Origin of the sequence: Enterocloster sp. 210928-DFI.2.20 (genome assembly GCF_020554465.1) — a bacterium.
In the GTDB taxonomy this organism is placed as follows: Bacteria; Bacillota; Clostridia; order Lachnospirales; family Lachnospiraceae; genus Enterocloster; species Enterocloster bolteae.
The window spans coordinates 46,628-71,698 of sequence record NZ_JAJCHK010000025.1; the positions used below are offsets into that span (position 1 = coordinate 46,628).

At 49.8% G+C, this 25,071-nt stretch carries 24 protein-coding genes, 1 tRNA gene and 1 pseudogene; 3 read left to right on the top strand and 23 right to left on the bottom strand.

Annotation, left to right across the window (positions count from 1 at the left end; translation table 11 throughout):
• Positions 1–255: 255 nt before the first annotated feature.
• From LI015_RS19725 to LI015_RS19775, 11 genes and pseudogenes are all read right to left on the bottom strand, one after another.
• On the bottom strand, positions 256–1,815 hold the full coding sequence (locus LI015_RS19725) for a YARHG domain-containing protein (RefSeq protein ID WP_227126133.1): 1,560 nt from the start codon (positions 1,813–1,815) through the stop codon (positions 256–258).
• A 116-nt stretch (positions 1,816–1,931) separates the two neighbouring features.
• Positions 1,932–2,474, bottom strand: a pseudogene (locus LI015_RS19730) (hypothetical protein); the annotation flags it as partial.
• A complete protein-coding gene (locus LI015_RS19735) occupies positions 2,471–3,238 on the bottom strand; it encodes a hypothetical protein (protein WP_227126137.1) in 768 nt (255 codons plus the stop codon). The gene LI015_RS19735 and the pseudogene LI015_RS19730, both read right to left, overlap by 4 nt.
• A gap of 227 nt (positions 3,239–3,465) precedes the next feature.
• Positions 3,466–3,789 carry a PH domain-containing protein gene (locus tag LI015_RS19740; protein WP_227126139.1) on the bottom strand — a complete coding sequence of 108 codons (324 nt, stop codon included), beginning with the start codon at positions 3,787–3,789 and terminating at the stop codon, positions 3,466–3,468.
• 202 nt (positions 3,790–3,991) lie between these two features.
• Positions 3,992–4,561: a TetR/AcrR family transcriptional regulator gene (locus LI015_RS19745; protein WP_118019577.1), complete on the bottom strand. Its 570-nt coding sequence runs from the start codon at positions 4,559–4,561 to the stop codon at positions 3,992–3,994.
• 264 nt (positions 4,562–4,825) lie between these two features.
• On the bottom strand, positions 4,826–5,008 hold the full coding sequence (rpmF, locus tag LI015_RS19750; RefSeq protein WP_002564324.1) for a 50S ribosomal protein L32: 183 nt from the start codon (positions 5,006–5,008) through the stop codon (positions 4,826–4,828).
• A gap of 3 nt (positions 5,009–5,011) precedes the next feature.
• Positions 5,012–5,539 carry a YceD family protein gene (locus LI015_RS19755; protein WP_002564325.1) on the bottom strand — a complete coding sequence of 176 codons (528 nt, stop codon included), beginning with the start codon at positions 5,537–5,539 and terminating at the stop codon, positions 5,012–5,014.
• A 256-nt stretch (positions 5,540–5,795) separates the two neighbouring features.
• Complete coding sequence (locus tag LI015_RS19760) at positions 5,796–6,989, bottom strand: acetate kinase (protein ID WP_002564326.1); 1,194 nt, start codon at positions 6,987–6,989, stop codon at positions 5,796–5,798.
• A gap of 24 nt (positions 6,990–7,013) precedes the next feature.
• Positions 7,014–8,009: a phosphate acetyltransferase gene (gene pta / locus LI015_RS19765; protein WP_002564327.1), complete on the bottom strand. Its 996-nt coding sequence runs from the start codon at positions 8,007–8,009 to the stop codon at positions 7,014–7,016.
• Positions 8,010–8,260: 251 nt separating this feature from the next.
• Positions 8,261–8,593, bottom strand: coding sequence for a cyclic-di-AMP receptor (locus LI015_RS19770; RefSeq protein ID WP_002564328.1), 333 nt, complete (start codon positions 8,591–8,593; stop codon positions 8,261–8,263).
• A 140-nt stretch (positions 8,594–8,733) separates the two neighbouring features.
• Complete coding sequence (locus LI015_RS19775; RefSeq protein WP_227126146.1) at positions 8,734–10,338, bottom strand: S1C family serine protease; 1,605 nt, start codon at positions 10,336–10,338, stop codon at positions 8,734–8,736.
• A gap of 259 nt (positions 10,339–10,597) precedes the next feature.
• On the opposite strand from LI015_RS19775, the gene LI015_RS19780 reads away from it, so the two are divergent.
• Positions 10,598–11,914 (top strand): tRNA(Met) cytidine acetate ligase, encoded by a 1,317-nt coding sequence (locus tag LI015_RS19780; RefSeq protein ID WP_227126153.1) that lies wholly within the window; start codon positions 10,598–10,600, stop codon positions 11,912–11,914.
• A gap of 83 nt (positions 11,915–11,997) precedes the next feature.
• Here LI015_RS19780 and LI015_RS19785 read toward each other — a convergent pair whose 3' ends face one another.
• The 10 genes from LI015_RS19785 to LI015_RS19830 form a co-directional block, all read right to left on the bottom strand.
• A complete protein-coding gene (locus LI015_RS19785; protein WP_119205492.1) occupies positions 11,998–13,233 on the bottom strand; it encodes a class I SAM-dependent methyltransferase in 1,236 nt (411 codons plus the stop codon).
• 9 nt (positions 13,234–13,242) lie between these two features.
• Positions 13,243–13,878 carry an HAD family hydrolase gene (locus LI015_RS19790; protein ID WP_002564332.1) on the bottom strand — a complete coding sequence of 212 codons (636 nt, stop codon included), beginning with the start codon at positions 13,876–13,878 and terminating at the stop codon, positions 13,243–13,245.
• 71 nt (positions 13,879–13,949) lie between these two features.
• The gene (locus LI015_RS19795) at positions 13,950–14,591 is read right to left on the bottom strand and encodes a histidine phosphatase family protein (RefSeq protein ID WP_002564333.1); all 642 of its coding nucleotides are present in this window, start codon (positions 14,589–14,591) and stop codon (positions 13,950–13,952) included.
• Positions 14,592–14,630: 39 nt separating this feature from the next.
• Positions 14,631–16,001: a PFL family protein gene (locus LI015_RS19800; protein ID WP_002564334.1), complete on the bottom strand. Its 1,371-nt coding sequence runs from the start codon at positions 15,999–16,001 to the stop codon at positions 14,631–14,633.
• A gap of 58 nt (positions 16,002–16,059) precedes the next feature.
• A complete protein-coding gene (locus LI015_RS19805) occupies positions 16,060–16,332 on the bottom strand; it encodes an ACT domain-containing protein (RefSeq protein ID WP_002564335.1) in 273 nt (90 codons plus the stop codon).
• A gap of 58 nt (positions 16,333–16,390) precedes the next feature.
• A complete protein-coding gene (locus tag LI015_RS19810) occupies positions 16,391–17,188 on the bottom strand; it encodes an MBL fold metallo-hydrolase (RefSeq protein WP_002564336.1) in 798 nt (265 codons plus the stop codon).
• A gap of 23 nt (positions 17,189–17,211) precedes the next feature.
• A complete protein-coding gene (coaE, locus tag LI015_RS19815; RefSeq protein WP_002564337.1) occupies positions 17,212–17,838 on the bottom strand; it encodes a dephospho-CoA kinase in 627 nt (208 codons plus the stop codon).
• Positions 17,839–17,906: 68 nt separating this feature from the next.
• On the bottom strand, positions 17,907–20,699 hold the full coding sequence (polA, locus tag LI015_RS19820; protein ID WP_227126155.1) for a DNA polymerase I: 2,793 nt from the start codon (positions 20,697–20,699) through the stop codon (positions 17,907–17,909).
• Positions 20,700–20,724: 25 nt separating this feature from the next.
• Positions 20,725–21,054 carry an anti-sigma factor family protein gene (locus LI015_RS19825; protein ID WP_002564339.1) on the bottom strand — a complete coding sequence of 110 codons (330 nt, stop codon included), beginning with the start codon at positions 21,052–21,054 and terminating at the stop codon, positions 20,725–20,727.
• Positions 21,055–21,172: 118 nt separating this feature from the next.
• Positions 21,173–21,997, bottom strand: coding sequence for an AraC family transcriptional regulator (locus tag LI015_RS19830; protein WP_002564340.1), 825 nt, complete (start codon positions 21,995–21,997; stop codon positions 21,173–21,175).
• A gap of 170 nt (positions 21,998–22,167) precedes the next feature.
• Between LI015_RS19830 and LI015_RS19835 the strand changes: the two genes are divergently transcribed.
• A complete protein-coding gene (locus tag LI015_RS19835) occupies positions 22,168–23,163 on the top strand; it encodes a hypothetical protein (RefSeq protein WP_227126157.1) in 996 nt (331 codons plus the stop codon).
• 113 nt (positions 23,164–23,276) lie between these two features.
• On the opposite strand, the gene LI015_RS19840 is transcribed toward LI015_RS19835, so the two are convergent.
• Positions 23,277–23,359 (bottom strand) — tRNA-Leu (locus LI015_RS19840).
• Between the two features lie 144 nt (positions 23,360–23,503).
• Here LI015_RS19840 and LI015_RS19845 point away from each other — a divergent pair.
• Complete coding sequence (locus LI015_RS19845) at positions 23,504–24,136, top strand: YczE/YyaS/YitT family protein (RefSeq protein ID WP_118019543.1); 633 nt, start codon at positions 23,504–23,506, stop codon at positions 24,134–24,136.
• A gap of 43 nt (positions 24,137–24,179) precedes the next feature.
• On the opposite strand, the gene LI015_RS19850 is transcribed toward LI015_RS19845, so the two are convergent.
• Complete coding sequence (locus tag LI015_RS19850; protein WP_227126159.1) at positions 24,180–25,061, bottom strand: aldo/keto reductase; 882 nt, start codon at positions 25,059–25,061, stop codon at positions 24,180–24,182.
• Positions 25,062–25,071: the final 10 nt, after the last annotated feature.

Sequence of the window (25,071 nt, forward strand, 5' to 3'; positions counted from 1 at the left end):
CGCTCTGCCCTGGCCTCATTGTTTCGTCCATTTCTCTTTTATCTTATCATGCCGGAATTCTGACACCTTCCAGATTACATCATATCAAAAGGGACTTCCCCATTCATGATATTTTTTGCGGAGTTTCATTCTTTTTTTAATAGGAGATTGTCTACGCTTCCGGTTATCCAGACTTCGTCATTGATAGTCTCTCATCCATACACTCACACCCCTATGGCTGGTTTTCCCATTCCGATTCCCTTTTCAAGGGCAGAATCAGTCTCCATAATAATAAATCGCCTTTAAATATCCCTTTTCATCGAACACCGGCTGGCCTCCGCCATAACCAGCTGCTCCTTGATTGGTTATATCGTCGAACTGCATCACTCTTTCGCCGCTTTCCAAATACGCTTTATCCGGGATACTAAAATATTGATACCACTCATGTTCCGCTCCCTTGAGCACATAGACCGTACCTTTATAAATATTTTTAAACAACGTATCGTCGCTATTCGCCCACAACGTATAATTTCCTGAATAAGGCTCATAGGACAGAAAATAGTAATGGGGCGTATCCTCTCCCGATGTTTTTCCTGATTCTGTACCAGAATCATAAAAAAGCATGCAGTCGCCATAATCGGAATTGTCCGTCCTTCTTACAGCAGCCGTCTCTTTCGTCAGCTCATTCACACAAATCCGTTCTTCTTTACCCTCTTTCATGACCGCTTCATACTGCTTGGGTGAAAGAATGACCGGTGTGTAAATCGTGCCTTCTGCTTCATAATATATCCCTTTATCTGCCCTGTGCTGAATATCAGAATACAGGCTTACTCCCATTTCCGTATGGGCAGTAAGAAGAGACGCATAGGGAGCCATTAAAAGCCCGTCATAAATTTTTTTCACCTCTTTGCTCTTTTCTTCGTCAAATTCAGCTTCTGCTTTCTTTAAAAATGCAATATTTCTTTTTTCCAGACCGCCAAACACGGTCTCGTCAAATTCATCCTCTGTTTTATCTCCCAGATACCATGTTTTTTCCTGAAAATAATCTCTCAGCTCCTGCTTTTCAAATATCCTTCCATGAACAGCGTAATACTGGTTTCTCAGGATTTTCATATCAGCCACAGTCATGCCAATAAGATCTGTCTCGTTGAGAGGTCTGGAGAAAAATTCCGGCATAAATAAATCATCCAGAGGAAAATAGCTTCCCTGCGCCTCCAGCTGTCCGTAAAGCCCTATAAAGCCATTCTCAGATGGAACAATCTGGTATTCCTTGATAGTTCCATCCGCCTGATAGGCGGCCTGATCCATACTGCTCTGCATCCGGAACGGATACTCCGGATCATAGTACATGGAAAGCCGGTTAAGAACGGTGTAGCCTAACCCATCTTTCTTTACTACATCTACATTCAGCTGATTTCTGTTCCTGCGCCCTCCGGGCGTGATTACGATCTGATAGGAAAAGTCTCCTGATTTAAAGTAGGTTCTGCACAGTTTTCTGGCTTCGTCCAGAAGCACTGTATCGTAATCTCCCTCTACATCCTTACCTGCTCCGTTCTCTGTATTGTTTTTTGCTCCGTCCTCTGCACGGTTCTCTGCTTTGTTTATTGCACTATCCTCTGCACTGTTCGCTGCACTATCCTCTGTACTGTCTTCTGTACTTTTCTCTGTTAAAGACAGTGCCTGTGAAGGACGGTCCGCTTCTCCGCTTTCTTTTTGGGCTTCTGCTCCGGCAGAAGACAGATTAACCCTGCCCCTATGTAAGAAAATATAGCCGGCTCCGACAAATGTTGAAATTATAAACACTGCACTTAATACCAGTATTATTTTTTTAATCATAATCTTCTCCTTTCATTCGGCTTTCCCGCTTGGGGGTGTGGGGGTGTCAAGCATCCGCCAAGTCCGTCATTTACCGATAAGGCGCTAATTTTCTTGATTTGCTTACTTTCTTGATTGGCATCCACGTCAAAACACCGTCCATCGTATTCATAATGCAGTTTTCCGTCCTCGCAGTAAAAACGATGTTCCGCTTGAAAAGCAACCGGCTTATAACGCCCGTCCTGTATCGGCTGATCCCGGTACAAGACCTGGGATTCCGATAATTTCAGCACACTGTTTTCAAGACGCACATCATAAATTCCACTTACGACAGCTTCTGCCGGCACATTTTTCCCGGAAGCGGAAATAAAACGAAAACAGCCTGTTACAGCGTTCGTACTTTTCCGCATGGCCAGTTCAAAGCGAAACATGGATACCGAGCTGAAATCCTTTCTTAGTTTATCCCGCTGTCCTTCCTTATCAATCAGCCATATTTTCTCGTTGGATACAATAAACATATCTATCTGAAATCCGCTTTGGGAGTATTTCAGATTAGAAAAGGATATCTGGTCAGAGTATACGCCCTGCAACGCGCCATTTTCCAATTCGTAAACCAACTCCTTTGTAAACAGCGTTCTGCCATCCACATTCTCTTCCATAAAGTCAATAATTTCTTTCATCTGAAAAGACTCCTTATCTGCTCTGTTTCAAATAACTCCTTCATTTCATCTATACTTCTGGTTTCATAATTTTCGCCGGCAGCTCGTCCCGCATCACTGTCAACAGAAGGATAAAACTGGGCAAATGTATCATTTCCCATGTCCACCTGCTTTCCGGCCCAATCTCCGACGGGCTCATAATACGTCTTTTCGCCGTCAGACTGCGGCGACACCCAGAGGCAGAAAACAATCTTGTCACCTGCTTGATCAAGCGGTACTCCTTGGGTCTGATCCAAAACCATATTACCTGCATCTTCAACCGGTATGTTCTGCAGCATCATATTGCGCACTGTCTCCCTGTCTGTCTTTGCGTAAGAATTGATATAATCATTGACAGAAATATAGCCTGTTTGCTGGATAACTGTAATTTCTGCTCCCGGTAAAAGCCGGCCTTTGTATGTCTCCAGAACACGAACCCGCTCTTTCACCCATGCGGTGCCTCCATCAGCGTTAAAGTTCTCAACCGACTCCACTTCACCATATATGATATCTGATGAATGATTTACGATATTCTTGTAATCAGATAAATCAATCGCCGGTTCTGCAGAAACAGTCTGCGGTATAACCACAGAATCCGTGTCAATGGAAATAACATATGAATTTTCCGGTCCCAGCCCGGCTCCTGATTCTTCCCATGGCTCATCCGATGTCTGCGCCACATTGGCTGAGCAGCCGCCTGTTGACAGCAATGCCAATACTATAATAACGGCCCGTATATTTTTCATTTTTTCCTCCCAAACACGATATGAAAACACGATATAAAAGCATGATGTGATAATATCATTTTATCACATCCGAACGGCCTCTTCTTTTAATTTTACTTTACATTTCACGTACAATAACATCATGGAGGCGCTTCAAATAACAGACGTATTTCCATCCGTTAAAGCCACTAAACAAAAAGGGAGTATTGCTTTATCAAATGCAACACTCCCTATCAATTATAACACTATTATATTTTCTCCTGAATGAATGCAAGAATTTCCTTACGCTTTGTCACAGACAGCTTATAGTTCTTTCCAGACTTAAGAGTCACCTTGATTCCGGTGGGAATAATCTGAACAAGACCGCCCACATTACATAACTGTACCGACTCAATATCAGCATAGGGGATTTCCAATATGGTGGCAAAACCGCCCCTGAATACGATTCTTTGATTTGTAAGCCAGTATTTACCACGTTTCTGGCTATAAAAACAAAGAGTTTTCTCCCAGTAATCAGATTTAAACTCCTTTTCAACTACTTCACCTTCATGTAATTCTAATGCATCTGCCATGATTTGTTCTCCTTTTATGTATATAATTGAATAATCCCTATATCATATTTTTGAAAGCGTTTTATCACCGGACCTGGGAAAAAATGCCAGCTGTGCACTCTCCGCTTTTGGTACAGAAACGGGTACAAACTGGATACTGTCCTCCAACAGACCGGTAATAAAGTCTTTGGTCAGAACCATCTCTTTATAATGTCTGTATCACTTATTTTCCCTCCAACTCCTTCATGCCGCCAATCATCACCTTCAGGGACAAGTCAAAGCTTTCCTCCACTGACAGAGAATGGCCAAAGGCATTGTTGTTGACCAGCAGACAAAAGCCTTCCAAAAATGCCCGAAAGGTACGGATTAGATGATTGCAGTTTTCCTCAGAAATGTTCAGGGATGATGTGATTGCAAAGCAAATGGAAAACAGCTTTTCCGTGACGCCCTGCGTCTCTTTATCCTGGTATTTATTATACCAGAGCATTGCGCTGAACACACCGGGGTTTTCGGTCGCATACTGATAGAATGCCCGGCAGACCGCTTCCCACGCAGCATACCCGTCAGCACCTGCTGCCGCTTCCAGCATACGTTCTTCCACCTGTTTCCAGCCATAAATCATCAGTTCACGACGTAAATCATCTAACCCCCTGATATGGTTGTAAAGGGACGGCGGCTGTATACTCAGACTTTCCGCCAGCGTTTTCAACTGAATCTGGTCAATTCCCATTTTGTTTGCTAACTGTGCAGCCTTCTCTACTACAACATTTTTATCAAGTCCTGCCCGCGCCATAACCTTTCCTTTCATCATCTGTTAAATACATAGTAACTAATCGGATTAGTTTTATCAAGCGCTGCTTTTTTCTGCAACAAACATATTATATCATACCTACGAAAAATTTTCTTGTATGATATGACACTCATTCTCACTGTTTTGCCTTTAACCTCCATGCGCCTGCTCATTGTACCATGAGTCCAAAAAAATATGCGGTCTTTTGAGAATACTCAAAAGACCGCGTATTTACCAACTCTTCACAAATGTTTGACTTGTTGAAAATTAATCTTCAACACTGACGATTTCTCTCTTGTTGTAAGAACCGCAAGCCTTGCAAACTCTATGAGGCATCATCAGGGCACCGCACTTGCTGCACTTTACCAAATTTGGAGCGCTCATCTTCCAGTTTGCTCTACGGCTGTCTCTTCTAGCTTTAGAAGATTTATTCTTTGGACAGATAGACATGGTTTACACCTCCTTCGACTGTTTAAAAATATCCTGGATAACTGACATCCTTGGGTCAAGTGGCCTATTATCGCAGTCACAAGTCTCATGGTTGAGATTTGTGCCACATCTATCACAGATTCCCTTACAGTCATCGCTGCAGAGAACCGCCATAGGCAGGTTCAAGGTTAACTCATTACCAACCAGCTGGTCGATATCCAGTTTATAACCATTTACGTAGGGCTGCTCGTCCAGGTCTTCCACTCGTTCTTCATCACTCTGGTTCATGTCCAGTTCCTGGTCAATTTCCAGATGGAAAGGAACTCTCACCGGGTCAAGGCATCTGGCACATGGCATAATCAAAACCAAATCAATGGTTCCCGCTAAAGCCAGCTTCTTATTTCCCCGATTTGTTATCACCAATGACAACGGTCCCTTTTCGGCAATGTCGTATACAGTGTCGGCCAGCCTGAACTGGGTCATCTCAAGCTCAGGCGTATATGTTTTGGACTTTCCCTCAACGGGAAACAGCTCAGATAAGTTAATTAGCATATTAACCTCCTAATACGCATCTCTTGCATTATACATACCATTGCACATTTTGTCAACTATATTTCCGTTTTTTTTCCAGAAGTTGTGTACTGTTTTGCATACCGGTGTGTACCTGGAGAGTATTGCCGGATTTTGTTATTTATATTATCCGATGTCCTGTCCCAGGCCATTGACCGCCATCCCGGAAACCAGGACAAAAGCCGGCGTACATGTATTAAAATCACATGTACGCCAGCTTTTTACCACTCCGTTATACTTATTTCACTAACGCAAGTGTTTCTCTGGCAATTGCCAGCTCCTCGTTGGTAGGAATAACCAGTACGCTTACCTTGGAATCAGGAGTAGAAATTACGATTTCCTGTCCCCTCTTGGAATTGGCCTCGTCGTCAATTTCAATTCCCAGGAATCCCAGATACTCGCACACTTTCTTTCTGGTAATCTTGTCATTCTCACCCACGCCTGCGGTGAACGCAATGGCGTCCACACCGCTCATTGCAGCTGCGTATGCTCCCACGTATTTAGCTACCCGGTAAGCAAATGATTCCAGAGCAACCTCTGCCTTCTTATTGCCGTCATTTGCAGCGTTCTCCACATCGCGGAAGTCGCTGGAAACACCGGACATACCGTATACGCCGGACTTCTTGTTCAGCACGTTTAACATCTGGTCAATATCCATATTCTCTTTGTGCATGATGAACTGCAGGGCGCCGGGATCCACATCGCCGCTTCTGGTTCCCATCACAAGTCCCTCCAATGGAGTCAGTCCCATGCTGGTGTCCACGGATTTTCCGTTGAGGACAGCTGAGATGCTGGAGCCGTTGCCCAGGTGGCAAACCACTGTTTTAAGGGAGTCATAAGGACGTCCAAGAACTTCTGCTGTTCTCTTTGATACATAGCTGTGGCTTGTCCCGTGGAAGCCGTATCTTCTAACCTTGTATTTCTCATAATACTCGTAAGGAAGTCCGTACAGGTATGCCTTCTCCGGCATGGTCTGGTGGAACGCTGTATCAAATACACCTACCATTGGTGTGTTGGGCATCAGTTCCTGGCAGGCACGGATGCCGATCAGGTTTGCAGGATTGTGCAGAGGCGCCAAATCGCTGCACTCTTCAATTGCTTTAACGGCCTCTTCCGTAATCAGGGTAGATGCGGTAAATGCCTCTCCTCCATGAACGATTCTGTGTCCCACTGCCCCTACTTCATCCAGGCTCTTAATCACGCCTGTCTTATCATTGGTCAGGGCATCTAATACCATCTGAATGGCCTGGGTATGGGTAGGCATAGGAGAAACCGTTACTTCCTTCTCTCCTCCTGCCGGCTGATAGGTAATCTGGCTTCCCTCAATACCGATTCTTTCGCAAAGTCCCTTTGCAAGTACAGCCTCTGATGCTGAATTAATCAGCTGGTACTTTAATGATGAGCTCCCGCAGTTAATAACTAAAATATTCATTGATATCTCCTCCTTTATTCCGGCTTATTCAGCCTGTGCCTGAACGGCCGTAATTGCTACTACACCCACAATATCATCTGCACAACAACCCCTGGACAAATCGTTAACCGGCTTTGCGATTCCCTGGGTAACAGGGCCGTAAGCCTCTGCCTTGGCCAGTCTCTGAACCAGCTTGTATCCGATATTACCGGCATCCAGATCCGGGAACATCAGTACATTTGCCTTGCCTGCCACTTCGCTGCCCGGCGCCTTGGAGGAAGCAACCTCCGGTACAAGGGCTGCATCTAACTGGAGTTCCCCGTCCAGCTTAAGCTCCGGATAAAGCTCCTTTGCGATTCTGGTGGCTTCCACTACCTTGTCCACGTCAGGATGCTTTGCAGAGCCCTTGGTAGAATGGGACAGCATGGCAACCCTTGCTTCCTTCTGTACCAGCAGTTCAAATGAATCAGCAGATGATTTGGCGATTGCTGCCAGCTCTTCCGGATTCGGATTCTGGTTCAGTCCTGAATCGGCAAAAATAAAGGTTCCCTCTGCTCCATATTCGCAGTCCGGAACTACCATGAGGAAGAATGCAGATACCAGCTTTGTGCCTGGTTTTGTTTTGACAATCTGCAGACATGGCCTTAATGTGTCGGCCGTGGAGTGGCAGGCACCGGACACCAGTCCGTCTGCATCTCCGTTTTTAATCATAAGACAGCCGTAGTAGGCATAATCGGACATGATGATTTCCTTTGCCTTTTCCGGTGTCATTCCCTTTGATTTCCTCAGCTCTACAAATAAATCAATATACTCCTGAGTCTTCTCATAGGTCTGAGGATTGATCACTGTTGCTCCTGATACATCCAGTCCCTTGCTGTGGTCTGCAATATCCTCCGGTGTTCCTATGATGATCAGATTGGCGATGTCCTCTTTTAATATCGTTTCGGCCGCCTCCCAGGTTCTCCTGTCCATAGACTCTGGCAGTACTATGGTCTTTTTGTCAGCCCTGGCACGAGCTTTAACTAAATCGATAAATCCCATGATAATTTACCCCTTTCCTTGGTGTATTTAAGCATACGTCTTTATTATATACTGACAGAATTGGAGATACAAGCCGATTTTATCCAAATATTGCACTTTTTCGTATACCTGAGGTCTTTCTGTGTTTATTTTCCACCTTTTCTGGCGGGGCGGCGGGCGGCGATAGCCAAACCGCCTGCCGTGAAGCACAGAAAACACAAAAAATCCGCGGACCATATGATTGCCGGTCCGCGGATTCAGGTATCTGATGATTAAATTTTCTCGTAACGGTCCACGTTAATCACAAAGATAGTGGCGCCGCCCACATCAACTGTCATGGGCATAGTTGCGTAATTTACCATGGTGGTGCCTGATATATAAGGCATGTTGACCGTTAACTTCTGATGCTGTCCGCATTCCTGCTTAATCACATCAATCACTTCCTGTACCTTATCATCTTCTGCACCAATCATCAAGGTTGTATTTCCCTTTTTCAGGAAACCTCCTGTGGTGGAAAGTCTTGTAACACTGTAATGATGCTGGGTCAGCTGGCTTACAACATCATCTTCATTATCATTTCTCACAATTGCATACACTAATTTCATAAGCTGTACCTCCTTGGCGAGTTTATATACGTTAGTATAGCACATTTTTCAGTTAAGATCTGTAATTTTTTTGCAAATGTTTCTTAATTCGCCTCATGCACAGTCAAACCCATAAAACAGTACTATCCGTTACCGGTTCATCAGCTCTGGGCGGCCGGCTTGGTTCCCAGAGTCACCTGCACGTCGTGCTCCACGTATGCCCCGTCCACCAGGGACTGTACTGTGAGTGTAACGGCTGCTCCGCCCTCATAGTAGGTGAGCATCTGCTTCAGTTCTTCCATGCTGGTAACGGACTGGCCGTCAAACTTGGTGATAATATCCTTTTCCTTTAAATCAGAGGATGAGGCTGCTCCGCCCTCCACGATTTTATAGACATAGATTCCCACCGGCATGCCGTACATCTGGGATGTGGCAGCATCAATGTTGGTTCCCTGTATTCCCAGATAGCCCTGGGCATCCTCGGATACAGCCACACGCGTTTTCTTTGTCATCAGGCTGTTTAAGATATCCTGGGCCTTTGAAATCGGAATGGCAAAGCCCATCCCCTCCACTTCTGTGGAAGCTGTCTTGGCGGCGTTGATGCCGATGACATTTCCGTTTAAATCAATAAGGGCGCCGCCGCTGTTGCCCGGGTTGATAGCTGCATCTGTCTGGATGAAGGTCCTGTTAATTCCTTTTTCATCTGTAATCTCGCGGTCCAGGGCGCTTACATATCCCACGGTAACGGACTGGCCGTATCCAAGGGCATTTCCTATGGCAATGACCTGCTGCCCCACCTTGATATCATCTGAATTGCCCAGAGTGGCCACCTTAATCTTGCTCATGGTATCGGAGGGGATATCCTTTAACTGCACTGCGATGATTGCCAGGTCAGATGCTGAATCCGTTCCCTTTACCGCTGCGCTCACATCCTTGTTGTCAACAAATGTAACCTTTAAGTCGGAAGCTCCGTCCACCACATGGTTATTGGTGGCAATGAGAAGTTCCGTGTCAGTCTGGTTCACAATGATGCCGGAACCGCTGCTCTGGGCTGTATAGGTCTGGGGCATTCCGAAGAAATCGCGCTGCTCCACGGTCATGGTATCATTGATGGCCACAATAGACGGCATGGCGTTTTCCACAATGCCCGACACATCGGTAACAGCGGATACTGCCGTGGCGCCCTGGTTTGCAGACGCCTGTGCATTGGCCGGTGCCGCCTGTGCTATCTGGTTCTGAGCCTGCGTCCCGGCTAATGTGCCCGCGGTTCCATATGCGCCTGTGAGCCGGTTCCCCAGGTAATTCACACCTGTCATGACCCCGCCTGATACGGCTCCGAAGAGGACCGCTGCCGCTGTAATTCCTGCCGCTCTTTTAACAAATCGTCCTTTATTGGAGTGATTGCGCTGCTTATCACCACCTCCCGGATATCCCTGATAAGTATTTCCGCCATAGCAGTCCTGGCGGCGGGTCTGGCTGCCGTATGAACCGAATGCGGCGTCTGGTCCCTGGGTATGCTGCTCTCGATGCTGCTCTCGGGAACCCTGGCCTTCCTGGGCCTGTGAATACCGGGCCTGTGAATACTGACCCTGCGTCTCCTGGCTGCGTGCCTCCGGATCCATTGTCCGGTGTCCTTGCGTATTCTGTCCCTGCCGGTTCCTCTCATCACCTGGAATCGTCCAGTTTACGGTTGTTTCAGGTACATCCCTGTGTTCCATATTTTCATTTCCCAAACCATTCATATTCTTATTTTCATTCTCGTACATAGCAAAGTCTCCTTTCATACATTTCTCTATTTTATTTAACTGTAAGGGCTGTTTTTTAATTGCTCTTGCTTTTTACAATTATTAATATAGCCGCCATTTATGGTGGAATTGTGAAACGATTGTGGAGAATCTGTGTTCTAATTATTATAGATTTATAAACTGAAGATTAACAAATGCCGTCTGGACGGAATGGATGTTTGCGGATATAATGGATATGATAAAATAAAACGGGAACGAATCAGGACAGGAGTAAAGGAACTTGGGACAGCCAGATAGTTTGGAACAGCCGGCAAAGGTAATCGGCATCATTGCCGAATATAACCCGTTTCACGGCGGACATAAATTTCAAATAGAAGAAGCAAAAAAACGGACCGGCGCAGACTGGTGCGTGGCTGCCATGAGCGGCGATTTTGTACAGAGGGGGGAGCCTGCGGTCTACAGCAAATATCTGCGCACCAGAATGGCCCTTTCCTGCGGCGCGGATCTGGTGGTGGAGCTTCCCTCCGCCTTTGCGGTCAGCAGCGCGGAGGATTTTGCCGCCTGCGGCGTGGCCCTGCTCACAGGACTGGGGGCAGTGGATGTCCTGTGCTTTGGCAGTGAGGACGGGGATATCCGCAGGATTCGGACGGCTGCCGGTATCCTGGCGCAGGAAGGCGGGGACTTTTCCTCACTTCTAAGCATTGGACTGCGAAGCGGCCTCAGCTGGCCCCAGGCCCGCAGCCAGGCCCTGCTTAAGATGGCGGACAAAGATAAGGATTTTCCTCTGAAGAGAGAAGAAATGGACAAACTCCTGGGCTCCCCCAACAATCTCCTGGGAATCGAGTACTGCAAGGCCATCCTGCGCCAGAACAGTCCGCTTATTCCGTTCACCATCCGCCGCCGGGGACAGGGATACCACGACAATGGGCTGGAGGGCGGACAGGCTTCAGCCTCAGCCATCCGGCGGACACTTAAAGCCGGGGTGCCATCCGGGGAAGCGGGCCTGTTTCCATATGCAAAACTGACGCCTGAGGCCATGACGCACATTCCTCCGGAAATCCGGCCCCTGTACGGCCGGGAGCCTGTCCTGCAGGCCAACGATTTGTCAGAGATACTGAACTTCTGCCTCCTGTCCCTGAAGCGGGAAGGAACGGATTATACGCAATACGGGGATATGTCGGCGGAAATGGCGCGCCGGCTGGAGCACTGCCTTCTCAAACAGGTCAGCTGGGAAGGCCGTATCGAACAGCTTAAGACACGCCAGTATACCTATACCCGGCTCAGCCGCGCCCTTCTTCACATGGTCCTCGGCCTGACCGATGCCAGGGTACAGTCCTACAAAGAGGCCGGTCGTGCCCCCTACGCCAGAATCCTGGGGTTCAGGAAAGAGTCTCAGGAACTGCTGGCCCTGGTAAAGCAGAAAACCGCCATTCCCCTGATTACCAAGACTGCCGACGCCCCCCACATTCTCACCGGAACAGCCCTGGACATGTTTTCACAGGACATCTACGCCTCCCATATCCGTCAGACCCTGCTCTCAAAAAAGCTGGAACAGCCGGTTCGGAATGAATATAACCAGCCAATCTGTATTTTATAAGATAAAAGGCAAAATGACAGGCCCCCCGGATGCAATGCCCGGATGGGGACCTGTCATTTTATTTTCATATATATCTGCTAATATCAGCTGTCTTTAGTTTTTCCCCCGGACTCCCAAAGCTCCGGAGCCAGGAGCTCCACCACGGCGGGCTTCACATGCAGGAAATCAGCCAGCTCCCGTATCTGGAGGCCATTGTCCCGTTTCTTCCCCTGACGCACAGCCCGAATCAATATATTCTTTGGCGTATGCTCCATATCTATAAATTCCAGTATCTGGGTTCTGTATCCCCTGTATTCCAAAACCTGGGCACGGATGGCATCTGTGTAAAGGGCTGCCATGCGCTCTTTTATCAGGCCGTATTGGAGTACCGGCCGTAGAAGGCTGTTTTCCATCTGCCCGTTGAGCTCATGCTGGCAGCAGGGAACCGATAAAATGACCCTGGCCCCCCAGTTTACCGCCTTTTCCAGGGCATAATCCGTGGCCAGGTCACAGGCGTGGAGGGTAACCACCATGTCCACCTTCTCCACTCCCTCAAAGGAGGCAATGTCCCCATGACAAAAGGAAAGTCCCTCATATCCATACTGGCGTCCAAGGCGGCTGCAATGCTCTATGACATCCTCCTTAAGGTCCAGGCCGACAATCCGCACCGGATATCCCTTCAGTTCCTTCAGATAATAATACATGGCAAAGGTGAGGTATGATTTGCCGCATCCAAAATCAATAATGGTGGACTCCCGGTCCTGGTCCAGGTTGGGAAGGATATCTTCTATAAACTCCAGGAAACGGTTTATCTGCCTGTATTTGTCATAGCGGCTGTTCACCACCCTGCCCTCTTTTGTCATGACGCCCAAATCCACCAGAAAGGGAACAGGAATTCCCTCCTCCAGGATATAATGCTTCTTCCGGTTGTGGGACAGCAAAGCAGCGCGTTCCGGTTCCCGGGAAACCGGGTTTCCGGCAGGCAAAATCCTGGCCGGCCGCGGACTCTGCTTCACCTTCACAGTCACCTTTCCCTTCCTGCTCACCAGAATAAGGGCATTTCCAAGACCGGATGCAATCTCCGCCTGGCGGAAGGATCCGTCCAGAAGCCCAGTGACATAATCTGCCGCCTCATCCCGGTCCAGATTGCGGTGAAATGCCTGCTTTCCCGCCTGTTCCTCCGCCTGGAATACCAGCCTGCCCTTCATGAGCAGAGGCCGGATTCTGGACCTGGAGATTTTGCCGCTGTCCGTGGGATTGCTCATGAGAATCCGCTCCAGAGATTCATTTAAAAACAGATCCAGCGCCTGTTTGATTTCTTTACATTCTTCCTGATTCATGTCCAGCTCCTAATCCAGAAGTTTCTTTGCAAGGGCGGTGAGCTGGCTTAATGACTCGATGGTGCCAACCGGCCGCTCTGCCCTGCCAAAACCATATGCCGCGTGTACAAAGGGAATCCCGGCCGCGCCGGCCGCTTCCTCATCCATATGGGTATCACCTACATAAAAGCAGCGTTCCAGATGGTTTCTCTGCACCACCATGCGGATATTATCTCCCTTTGGAAGTCCGGTATTGCCGTAGCACTCAATATCACGGACGTATTCCCGGAGGCCGCAGCTCTCCAGCAGCACCTCAATATATCCGCTCTGGCAGTTGCTGACAATGTACAGGCCATACTGGCGGCTGAGGCACGCCATGATCTCCCTGGTCTCCGGATACAGGACTCCCGGATGTGACAGCAGGTAATGGTTCTCATAGGTCATGCACTCCTCCATCACCTTCCTGCACTCCTCCTGGGACAGCCCCGGAAACAGCGTCTTTCCAATATCCATCATGGTCTTTCCCATATTGTCATACATATCCCGGGCCGTGATCCTGACTCCCAGATGAGGGTAACGGGCCAGCACCTCATTCCAGGATTCAGCCACCTGGGCCGCCGAATCCCACAGCGTACCGTCCACGTCAAACAATATCCCTTTATTCATACCCACTACCATTCCTTTCCCATCCATATTCGCAGGCTTTGGCTCTGAAGCCATACAGCACTTGTGCACCCCTAATTTTCAGCACTGACCCATCCCTTTCGCAGCAAATCGGGATAGGGCTCCAGATGGGCATAATCGTTGAACCGCTCCAGTGTAAAACGGCCGGATGCCCCATCCCAGTTAAGCTCCGTAATGCTGCAATTTTCCAGGTTCTTACCGAGGATTCTCCATTTGTTCATGGGGATTCCCAGGCAATGGGCTGTCACGGAACGGATAACGCCTCCGTGGGTCACCACGGCAATGCGCTCATAACCGCTTTCTGTCATCTCCCTGAACACAGGTTCGGCGCGCCGGACCACATCCCCGGCGCATTCCCCGCCCGGATAGGGCAGATCCTCCTCCATAAGGGCCTGCTGCGCCTTGAAATCCCTGTACTTCACCGCGATGTCCCGGTCTTCCATGCCTTCCATATGGCCAAAGGATATCTCCCTCAGCTCGGGCCGTATGATATGCTCTACATTCCAGTAGAGATTGGCTGCCTGAGCCGTTTCCACGGCCCGCAGCAGATTGCTGGAATACACCACCTGTATATTTTCATGAAACAGGCGCTCTCCTAAGAGAGACGCCTGCCTGTATCCTTCTTCACTTAAATCCACATCCACGTTGCACAGCTTGCTGCACTGCCTGCCGTGGCGTATCAAAAAAATCTTCATCTGACTGACCTCCATCCGTCTGCCTTAGCCCGGATAACCTTAATTCTTAAAGCTGTGGATTGGCGCCGGAATTCTTCCGCCCCTGGTAACAAACCGCCTGCAGGAGAATGTGTTTACAGGCATAACTGGCGCATAGCCCAGCAAACCGCCGAACTCAGCCGTCTCCCCCACTTTCTTTCCCACCACGGGAATCAGACGTACCGCAGTCGTTTTCTGGTTCACCATTCCGATGGCTGCCTCGTCCGCAATGATGCCTGCAATGGTGCTGGAGGGGGTGTCTCCCGGTATGGCAATCATATCCAGGCCAACGGAACAAACGCAGGTCATGGCTTCCAGCTTCTCAATTGTGAGGGCTCCCATGCTGACCGCGTCGATCATTCCCTGGTCCTCACTGACCGGGATAAATGCGCCGCTTAAACCGCCCACATAGGATGAGGCCATGACGCCGCCCTTCTTCACCTGGTCGTTGAGCATGGCAAGGGCTGCCGTAGTTCCGGGCGCGCCCACGCGCTCCAGTCCTATCTCTTCCAGTATCTCAGCAACACTGTCTCCCACCGAAGGAGTGGGGGCCAGGGACAAATCAATGATTCCAAAGGGAATGCCCATGCGCTTGGAAGCCTCCTGCGCCACCAGCTGTCCCACGCGGGTAATCTTAAACGCGGTCTTTTTGATGGTTTCACAGAGCACCTCAAAGTTGGCATCCCTCACCTTTGCCAGGGCAACCTTCACAACGCCCGGACCGCTTACGCCAACATTGATGATGGCTTCGGACTCCGTGACGCCGTGGAAGGCACCTGCCATAAACGGGTTGTCGTCAGGGGCATTGCAGAATACCACCAGCTTGGCACAGCCGAGGGAATCATGGTCCCTGGTGGCTTCGGCTGTCTCAGTCACGATTCTTCCCATCAGTTCCACCGCGTCCATGTCAATGCCTGTCTTGGTGGAGCCCACATTGACGGAACTGCATACGCGCTCTGTCTGGGACAGCGCCTGGGGAATGGAGAGAATCAGGTTCTTGTCAGCCCTGGTCATGCCCTTGCTCACAAGGGCGGAATAGCCGCCGATGAAGTTTACGCCCACTTCCTTTGCAGCCAGGTCAAGGGTCTTGGCTATGGTGACGAAATCCTCCGGGCGCTTGCAGGCAGAACCGCCCACCAGCGCAATGGGGGTGACGGAGATACGCTTGTTGACAATGGGAATACCGAAATCAGCCTCGATATCCTGGCCCGTGGAAACCAGGTCCTTTGCCAGAGTCGTGATTTTCTTATAAATCTTTTCATTAAGAGCCTCAAGATTGCTGTCCACACAGTCCAGAAGGCTGATGCCCAGGGTAATGGTACGCACATCCAGCTTCTCATGTTCAATCATGTTGTAGGTCTCATTTACCTCGTACATATTTACGTTAATCATAGTTCTTTCGTCCCTTTCTTCTGAAATTACAGGCCCGCCCTATCCTCTGGGGATGCCGTTAGATACGGTGCATCTTCAGGAAAATTTCTTCCCGCTGAATCTTCACGCTCACACCGATTTCCTCTCCGACCTGTTCCAGTTCCTGGGCTACTTCGCCAAAGGACTTGGTTATGTTCTCCACGTCCACAACCATCATCATGTTGAAAAATCCCTTTACAATGGTCTGGGTGATATCCAGTATATTAATCTGGTTCTCAGCCAGGTATGTACATACGCCTGCAATGATTCCTACCCTGTCTTTCCCTACTACTGTAATGATTGCCTTATTCATCTTCATTCTCCTCACGCTTTTGTTTTATTGAAATCCGGTGAACGGATATCCATACGTTTTACAGATATATGATTTCACTCATGCAGTCCCTGCTGGCCACGGAAATGGAAAAGTCAGAAGCTCCGTAAGGGCAGTCTCCCTCGTCAATCTCCAGCCGTACGGTCTCGTAGGCCAGCTCCTCGTAATTGTTCTCCTTGCTGAGATGTCCCAAAAGAATTTTTTTCAGTCTGTCGTGAAGGACGCAGTTTAAAAGCCTGCCCGCATTTTCATTGGACAGATGGCCGTGGTCCCCTAAGATCCTTCGTTTCAGGTAATAGGGATAAGGTCCTGTCTCCAGCATCCTGACATCGTGGTTGGATTCCAGGAGCAGGGCGTCCAGCCCCTGAAGATGGTCTATGATATACTGGTCAAAATGTCCCATATCCGTGGCCACAGCCACGGACTTCTCCCCGTTTTGTACGCGGTATGCCACCGGATTCGCTGCGTCGTGGTCAATCTTAAAGGGCTTCACGGTCAAATCGCCTACCATGAAATCTAAATCCGGGCATACCGGAGTCAGAAGCCCTTTATCAAATTTGCCCAGGCTGCCTGCGGCCGCAATCTCATCCAGGGTTTCCCGGGTCCCGTAAATGGGAATCTCATACTTGCGCGACAGCACTCCCAGTCCCTTGATGTGGTCCGAATGCTCATGGGTAATGAGAATCCCGTTTACATCGTTTCCCGTAAGTCCTATCTCATTTAACCCCTGCTGAATCCGCTTGTTGCTGATCCCCGCATCCACCAGCAGGTGGGTGCTGTCAGAACCTATGTAAATACAGTTGCCGCTGCTTCCGCTGGCAATACTTACCATTCTCATGTTTTACAGTCCTTTTGTCTTATTTATTGCATTCTGATTTTGTTCTTCAGGAGTCTGCGGATCTGTTTTCTTGTGTCCTCCACAGAGCCGTTGTTATCGATAACCGCATCAGAAAACTCCCTGAATCCGGCCTCCGGCGCCTGGCTGTCCATAATGCTTTCCGTTTTCTCCTGTGTGTAACCGCGGCTCTCTCTGAGACGCTCCATGCGGTTCTCCCTCGATGTATAAACATACCACATTTCCCCGCAGTTGTCACGGAATTCTTTTGAGGGAATGGCCGCCTCTATGACCACCAGAGGTTCAGGGCAGGCAAGCGCCTCCCCAAAGGCCGTATTCCATACCAGGGGATGAGTCAGGCGGTCCACCTGGACGCGTTTATCAGGGCAGCCAAAGATTACCTGGGCCATGGCAGGACGGTTGATGGTTCCGTCCTCATTCAGTATGGACGGCCCCAGGAAGTCCACCACAGCCCGGTAGCTCTCCTGCCCTGGCTGCATCAAATCCTTTGCCACCTGATCCGCCTGGATGACACGGAAGCCATACTCCTCCTTCAGTATCTCCAGCACCCGGCTCTTGCCGGACCCCACGCCGCCTGTGATTCCCAATATGAACTTACCGCCTGCGGGGAATGCATTTCTTATATTTTCCATATCCTGCCGCTGCCCCTTTTGATGTCTTTATTTTCCGTGCTTTGTGCTTTGATCTCTTCCTAACTTTCCTACTTGGCGTCAAACCAGGATTTTCCCACTTCCGCCTCCACTTCCAGTGAAACCCTTAAATCCGCGGCATGCTTCATCTTGTCGGTCAGAATCTCCTTAACCGCCTCAATCTCATCCCGGGCCGTCTCAATCAGAAGCTCATCGTGAATCTGAAGGACGATTCTGGATTTCAGGCCGCGCTTTTTCAGCTCCCTGTCCACTGCAATCATGGCTATCTTCATGACGTCTGCTGCGGTTCCCTGAATCGGTGAGTTCATGGCCACGCGCTCTCCGAACTGACGCTGCATAAAGTTGGCGGACTTAAGCTCAGGAATGGGCCGCCTCCTGCCGTACAGGGTCGTCACGTAGCCCTGTTCCTTGCCTTGCTTGACCAGTCCGTCCAGGAATGTCTTAACCCCCGGATAGGTCTCAAAATATTTGTCAATATACTCCACCGCCTCCTTGCGGGAGATGCTGAGTCCTTCGCTGAGTCCAAAGGCGCTGATGCCGTATACGATTCCAAAGTTCACCGCCTTTGCGTTGCGGCGCTGGAGGGGAGTCACTTCATCAAGGGGTACATGGAATACCTGGGAAGCGGTGATGGCATGGATGTCCTGGGCGGAACGATATGCTTCGATCAGCCTCTCATCCCCTGACATGTGCGCCAGGATGCGCAGTTCAATCTGGGAATAATCCGCGTCCACGAACACACAGCCTTCCTTTGGAACAAATACCTTGCGTATTTCCCTGCCCAGGGCCATGCGCACAGGGATATTCTGAAGGTTTGGCTCCGTGCTGCTGATACGCCCCGTGGCCGTAATGGTCTGGTTGAATTTGCCGTGAATCCTTCCGTCCTCACCAATGTAGGCTGCCAGGCCTTCCGCATAGGTGGAATTCAGCTTTGTCAGCTGGCGGTAGTCCAGGATTTTCTGGACCACCGGATAATCAGGCGCCAGCTTTTCCAGTACATCCGCTGCCGTGGAATAACCGGTCTTTGTCTTTTTGCCTCCCGGAAGCTCCATCTGTTCAAAGAGAATCTCCCCCAGCTGCTTGGGGGAATTGATATTGAATTCATGCCCTGTCTCCTGGTAAATTTCCTGTTCCAGCTTGGCAATTCCCACCTTAAGCCTGTCTCCATATTCCTTTAGCTCAGTCCGTTCCACCTTCACGCCCTCCTGCTCCATATGGAAAAGGCTGTAAATCAGGGGCATCTCTATATCTGTATACAGGCTGTACATTCCCGTATCCTTTAACTGGCCTGCCAGGGGTGCAGCGGCCTTCCACGCGGTATATCCCATGTAGCATACACAGTCTACGGCATTCTTCTCTCCCCTCCACAGGGCATCTCCCAGATCCTCCTTGGCCAGCAGGTCCGCCCTGGAGGGCACGGTAAGCCCCAGATAATCCCTGGCCAGATCGTCGTAGGCATAGGTATCCTTAAGAGGATTCAAAAGATATCCGGCCACTCCCGCGTCATACACAGGATCCGTATCCTTAAGTTCCAGGTACGCAAGCATGGATTTTAAATCCAGGGCCCAGAGCTCTCTGACGCCTGGGTTATCCTGGCCCTGGCTATTCTGTGCCTGGTTATCCTGTTCCTGATTTCTCCCGCACAGCGCCCTGAGCTGTTCCAGAAGATACTCGCCGGTAATCTGCTCTCCTGCCGCCAGACAGTAAATATCCTCCTCGCCCAGGCACAGGGCCAGGCCTGTCACGGGATTCAGCCCGGATCTGGCCTTTTTTCCTGCTTTTACTTCCCCGTTCTCGTCAAAGCTGAAGGACAGCTGCTCTGCTGTCTCCTTTAAAGCCCCATCCCTGCCAAGTATGAGCTGGAAGCCAGCCAGCCCAGCCTCTGCTGCCCTGCTGAATATTTTATCCGCTGTCTTTATATCCTTCACAAGGGTAAAATGGGTTTTTATATCAGGCGCGGCTGCTTCCTGGGCAGCGGTTTTATCAAAACGGGCCAGGATGGACTTGAATTCCAGACGCTTCATATACTGGTAAGCCTCCGGGGTATACAGGTCCTCAATCCGGGCGTCCTCATAATTAAATTCCACAGGACAGTCCGTACAGATGGCCGCCAGCTTCCTGCTCATCTGAGCCATGTCATAATGCTCCTCCAGAGCCTTCTTAGCCCTGGGGGGCCTAATCTCCTCCAGATGGGCATAGGCGTTCTCTATGGATTTGTACTGGGCGATGATGCTGGTTGCTGTCTTTTCCCCGATGGAAGGCACCCCCGGTATATTGTCGGAGGCATCCCCCATAAGGGCCTTCACATCAATGAATTCCTCCGGCGTCACCTGATACTCCCGCAGCACATCCTCCGGGAAATAGTCCTTGATCTCGGTCACACCCCTGCTGGTCCTGGGAATCCGTATCTTGATGTGCTCATCAGCCAGCTGCAGAAGGTCCCTGTCACCCGATACCACGGATACCTGGATACCCTGGGCCTGACACCGCTTTGCCACGGTTCCCAGTATATCATCCGCCTCAAACCCCTTAAGGGTCATGATAGGAATTCCCATGGCCTTCAGCACATCCTTCATCACAGGAACCTGCTCATGAAGCTCCTGGGGCATGGGCTTTCTCGTCCCCTTATAGGCGTCATACATCTCATGCCGGAAGGTAGGTTCCTTTAAATCAAAAGCAACGGCTGCGTGGTCCGCCTTTTCCTCCTCCAATATCTTCAGCATGATATTTAAAAAACCGTACACTGCGTTGGTATGCAGACCCTCCGAATTCGTAAGGTCCGGTACCCCGTAAAATGCCCGGTTCATAATACTGTGTCCATCAATCAAAACCAATTTGTCCATTAATATGAGTTCCTTTCTGTCTCTGTCACCACATCCTGAACTGAAGCACCAGCACGGCCAGCACGGCCCAGAAGCACAGAGTGTTCACCGCATAGCGGGCTGTTTCCAGGATTCCCAGGGTGTGCACCCTCTGCCGGGACAGCTCCAGAGCTGTCTCAAGGGCTCCCTTGATGTTATAGGTGCCTGTTTCCTGGTCCAGCTGGCGGATACCCACGTCCACTGTGAAGTAAATCTCCAGCTCTTCCCGGCATTCCTCGCAGGTCTCGATGTGTTTTAAGAATTCTTTCAGTTCCTCGTCCGTAATGCTGCCGTTGATATACGGCATCACCAGACGCTCCGCTTCCCTGCAGGTCACAGCCAGCACCTCCTGTCTATCATTTTAATCCAATTCTTCTTACATCATACAATAAATCAGCTTACTTTTCAATGAAAGATTAGGACTCCCATCCCCCCATCCTCCGGTTCCGGACAGACTACCCCTTCCTGTATTCCCTGGGAGATACGCCTGTCAGCCGCCGGAACACATCCCCGAAATAATTGCCGTCCGAGAACCCGCAGGCCATGGCCACACCGGTCACAGAAAGGTCTGTATTGCGCAGCATATCAGATGCTTTCTGCACGCGGATGTAGTTCAGATACTCCTTGAAGCAAAGGCCGGTGGAGCTTTTGAATTTCTTAGAAAAGTAGGTAGGGCTCATATTGGCAAATGCAGCCACCTGCCCCAGCGTCACCCCTTCCTGGTAATGCTGGTTCATATATCTGGCCGCACGCACCATGGCCTCCTCTGCCTCCTCCAGCGCGTGTCCTTCCCTCCGGGCCTCCTGGCAGCGGCCCAATACCACCAGAATCTGGTGCAGGAGGCTGCAAAGCTGTATCTGGCAGTAGCTGTCGCCCTGCTTTTCCTCATCCTGCATCTGAGCCAGCAGTTCCTCTATCTTAGGGCGGAATTCTGAAGGAATGGTGCGTTTGGGCTGTGAAAAGATATGGCCAAAGGCCTCCCTCCCGCAAAGGCTTAAAAAGGAGGTGACCGTGTCCCTGGAGAAATAGATGCCGAAGCGCTCAGCCTCCCAGCTTGGCTCATACAGGGCCTTGTGGACCTCAAGAGGCGGAATGATGGTCATGTCACCCGGTTCCAGGTAATAGATGTCCTGGTTGATGAACATTTTACACTTTCCTGATAACAGATAATAAATCTCATAGTAAGAATGATAATGAGGCCGCTTCATCACAAAGCTGGAGGACCTTCTGATACGGCTGACCTGAACGCTTTTATCCTTTAGAATCATGGTATTGCTCATATGCGGTCTTTCTCCTTCCATTTCTCTTTCATAGCCGGACCGTCATGGCAAAAAAACTGTACTTTTTAGAAAAAATCCCATAAAATCCGTATTATTCCATCTGTTTTTGTTATACCATAAAGCCAACCAAAGGTAAACAAGGAATCAGACAAGGAAATGGAGGAATGACCATGGCTGAAATGACCATGATATCCATGGCTGTAATGGCTGCCACACAACAAAGCCGCTCCTTTTTGGAAGCAGCAGCCGGGCGTAAGGACCTGTATCTGGAGGAAGGCCCTCTGGAGGAAGGAATTTTGGAGATAGGCACTCTGGGGATAGGAACTCTGGGGATAGGCACTCTGGAGAAAGCAGACGTCATATATCTTCCGGATTACAGCAGTCTGGATTTCCGGCAGGTGCGCAAACTTCTGAAGGCAGGAAAACACGTCCTGTTCGGAACCATGGGAGCTGCAGATGCCGGCAGCCTGAAGGCGCTGGCACAGACAGCCGATGAACATGGCGCAGTGCTGTTGGATCACATCCACCTTGCATTTAATCCATGTATGGCATCATTAAAGACAGCGCTGACATGCCTGGGGCCCATTGGGCGGATTCGTCTCCATTCCTGTGAGTATGCCTTCTGCTGTGAGGGGTTACGCATTTCTCCTGTCCGTCCCCCCGCCTGCGTTCCGCCGGGAGGCGCATTGTTTCAGAAGGGCGCCGACTGCCTCTATCCCCTTGTGCATCTCTTCGGCATACCGGAACAGATGGATGCCCAGATGGTGTTCACGGAACATGGAATGGACGCAGCCGGCACTGTCAGGGGATATCTGGGCACCGCCCGAGTGGAGATAGTCTATTCCAAAATATCAGGAAGCCATGTACCAAGCCTGATAGAGGGAGAAAGGGGAAGCCTGTTAATACGTGATTTACGGAATTTAAAGGAAGTGACATATAAAAACCGGTCCGGAGATAAAGAACAGCTGGTTTCCTTTTCCGATGAAGCCTGCCGCGCCAGGGAACTGGACCGCTGCATGGCGTTCATAAAGGGAAAATGCAGCTGGCAGCGTCAGCTTGCATCCTCCATACAGACGCTTCAGATGATGGATGAAATCAGGGGACATCGGAATTTGTCTGCGGAATATACCGTTTCCTCCCATGGCACCTATGCCTCCGCCATTTAAACAAGCCTCCGCCTTTGTCTGTCAGAAAAAGGCCGGACGCAAAAGACCCACACAGAATCACTTCTGCATGGGTCTTTTCTTGTCTCATGTGCCGTCAATCTGACACGTATAGATGCCGGCAGCGGGACTTGAACCCGCACGCGGTTACCCGCAACAGATTTTGAGTCTGCATCGTCTGCCATTCCGACACGCCGGCTTACAACGCTGATTATTTTATCACAGGATACATATTTTGGCAAGTGTTTTTTCAAAACCTTTGCCATTTTTCCATTCCGGTACTATAATAAAGCAGATAATGAAATAAAGAAATAGATTAACAGAAAAGGCAGGGTACTCTTTCATGGCTGTGAACTACTTCAAAAAAATCGGGGCGCGCCGGCTGCTCATCATGATTATGGGAAATGTATTTCTTGGAATGGGAATCAGTATATTCAAGCTGTCCGGCCTGGGCAACGACCCTTTCAGCGGTATGGTCATGGCCCTGGCCAATATACTGGGCTTCAGCTACGCCTCTTTTTTGCTGGTCATTAACGGCGGACTCTTTATCTTTGAACTGGCCGCAGGCCGCAGACTCATAGGAATCGGCACCCTGGTAAATGCATTTCTTCTTGGATATATCGTCACCTTTTTTAATGGTTTATGGCCCCTGCTGTTTCCTGTGCCGGACACCATGCTCCTGCGCGTGGTCACCGTGCTTGTCGGCGTCATTGTCACCAGTTTCGGCGTGTCCCTGTACCAGACCCCCAATGCAGGGGTTGCGCCTTATGACAGTATTTCCCTGATTACTGCAAAGAGCCGCCCTCTTATCCCCTACTTCTGGCACCGGATAGCCACGGATGCAGTTTGCGCCGTCATATGCTTCCTGGCAGGAGGAATCATTGGCCTGGGCACCCTGGTGTCAGCCTTCGGCCTGGGCCCCATTGTCCATTTCTTCAATGTCCATGTGGCCGGACGGCTGGTAAAAGACTGTTAAGGCAGGTATCTGCCCGCCCAAAACAGTCCCTCCGGCCCTTCCCTTACCTGATTGCCTGCTGGCCGCTGGCCTTATATATTTCATACCATTCATAGTGCTCCAGACGGATGTCCAGGGCCTTAATGGCCGTATCCAGCCTGTCCAGCCTGTTGCTTCCTGAAATAGGAACTGCCCCTGCCGGATGATACATAATCCATGCGTATATGATGGCAGACGGGTCTGCGTCATGCTTCTTGGCAATCCTTTTTATGGTTTTCATAGCCGCAGCGCACAGGCTGTCGTTGGGATCAAACATTCTCCCCCCTGCCAGAGGCGACCATATCATGGGATGGATTCCGGACGCAGTCAGGTCATCCATCATTCCGGAATTAAAATGTTCAAAGCACACAGGGTTCCACTCAATCTGGTTCGTTACCAGCTGTCCGTTGACAGCTCTGTTAAGACCGTTGAATTTATGAGGGTCAAAGTTGGAGACGCCCATTTCCCCTATTTTTCCTTCCTTCTTAAGCTCTGTCAGTGCCTTTGCAGTTGATTCAAAATCAATGCAGGGATCCTCACGGTGAATCAGATACAGGTCCAGATGGTCTGTATGAAGCCGCTTCAGGCTCTCCTCACAGGACTGTTTTACCCTGTCGTATCTTGTGTCATAATATCCAAATCCGCCCTCTTTGAAAATACCGGTTTTCGATACCAGCTGGATTTTGTTTCGAATGGCGCGATCCTGTTCAAAGGCCTGCCCCATCAGCGTCTCACAGAGCGTGCCTCCGTAGATTTCCGCCGTGTCAAAGGTGGTGACTCCCCTATCAATACATTCATTCATGAATCGGGCCAGTTCTTCTGCAGACCATTTCCAGCTGTCCAGCCTCCAGAATCCCTGAACCACGGCTGACAATGACAGCCCTTCCGACAATTTAACTTTTTTCACGTTAATCCTC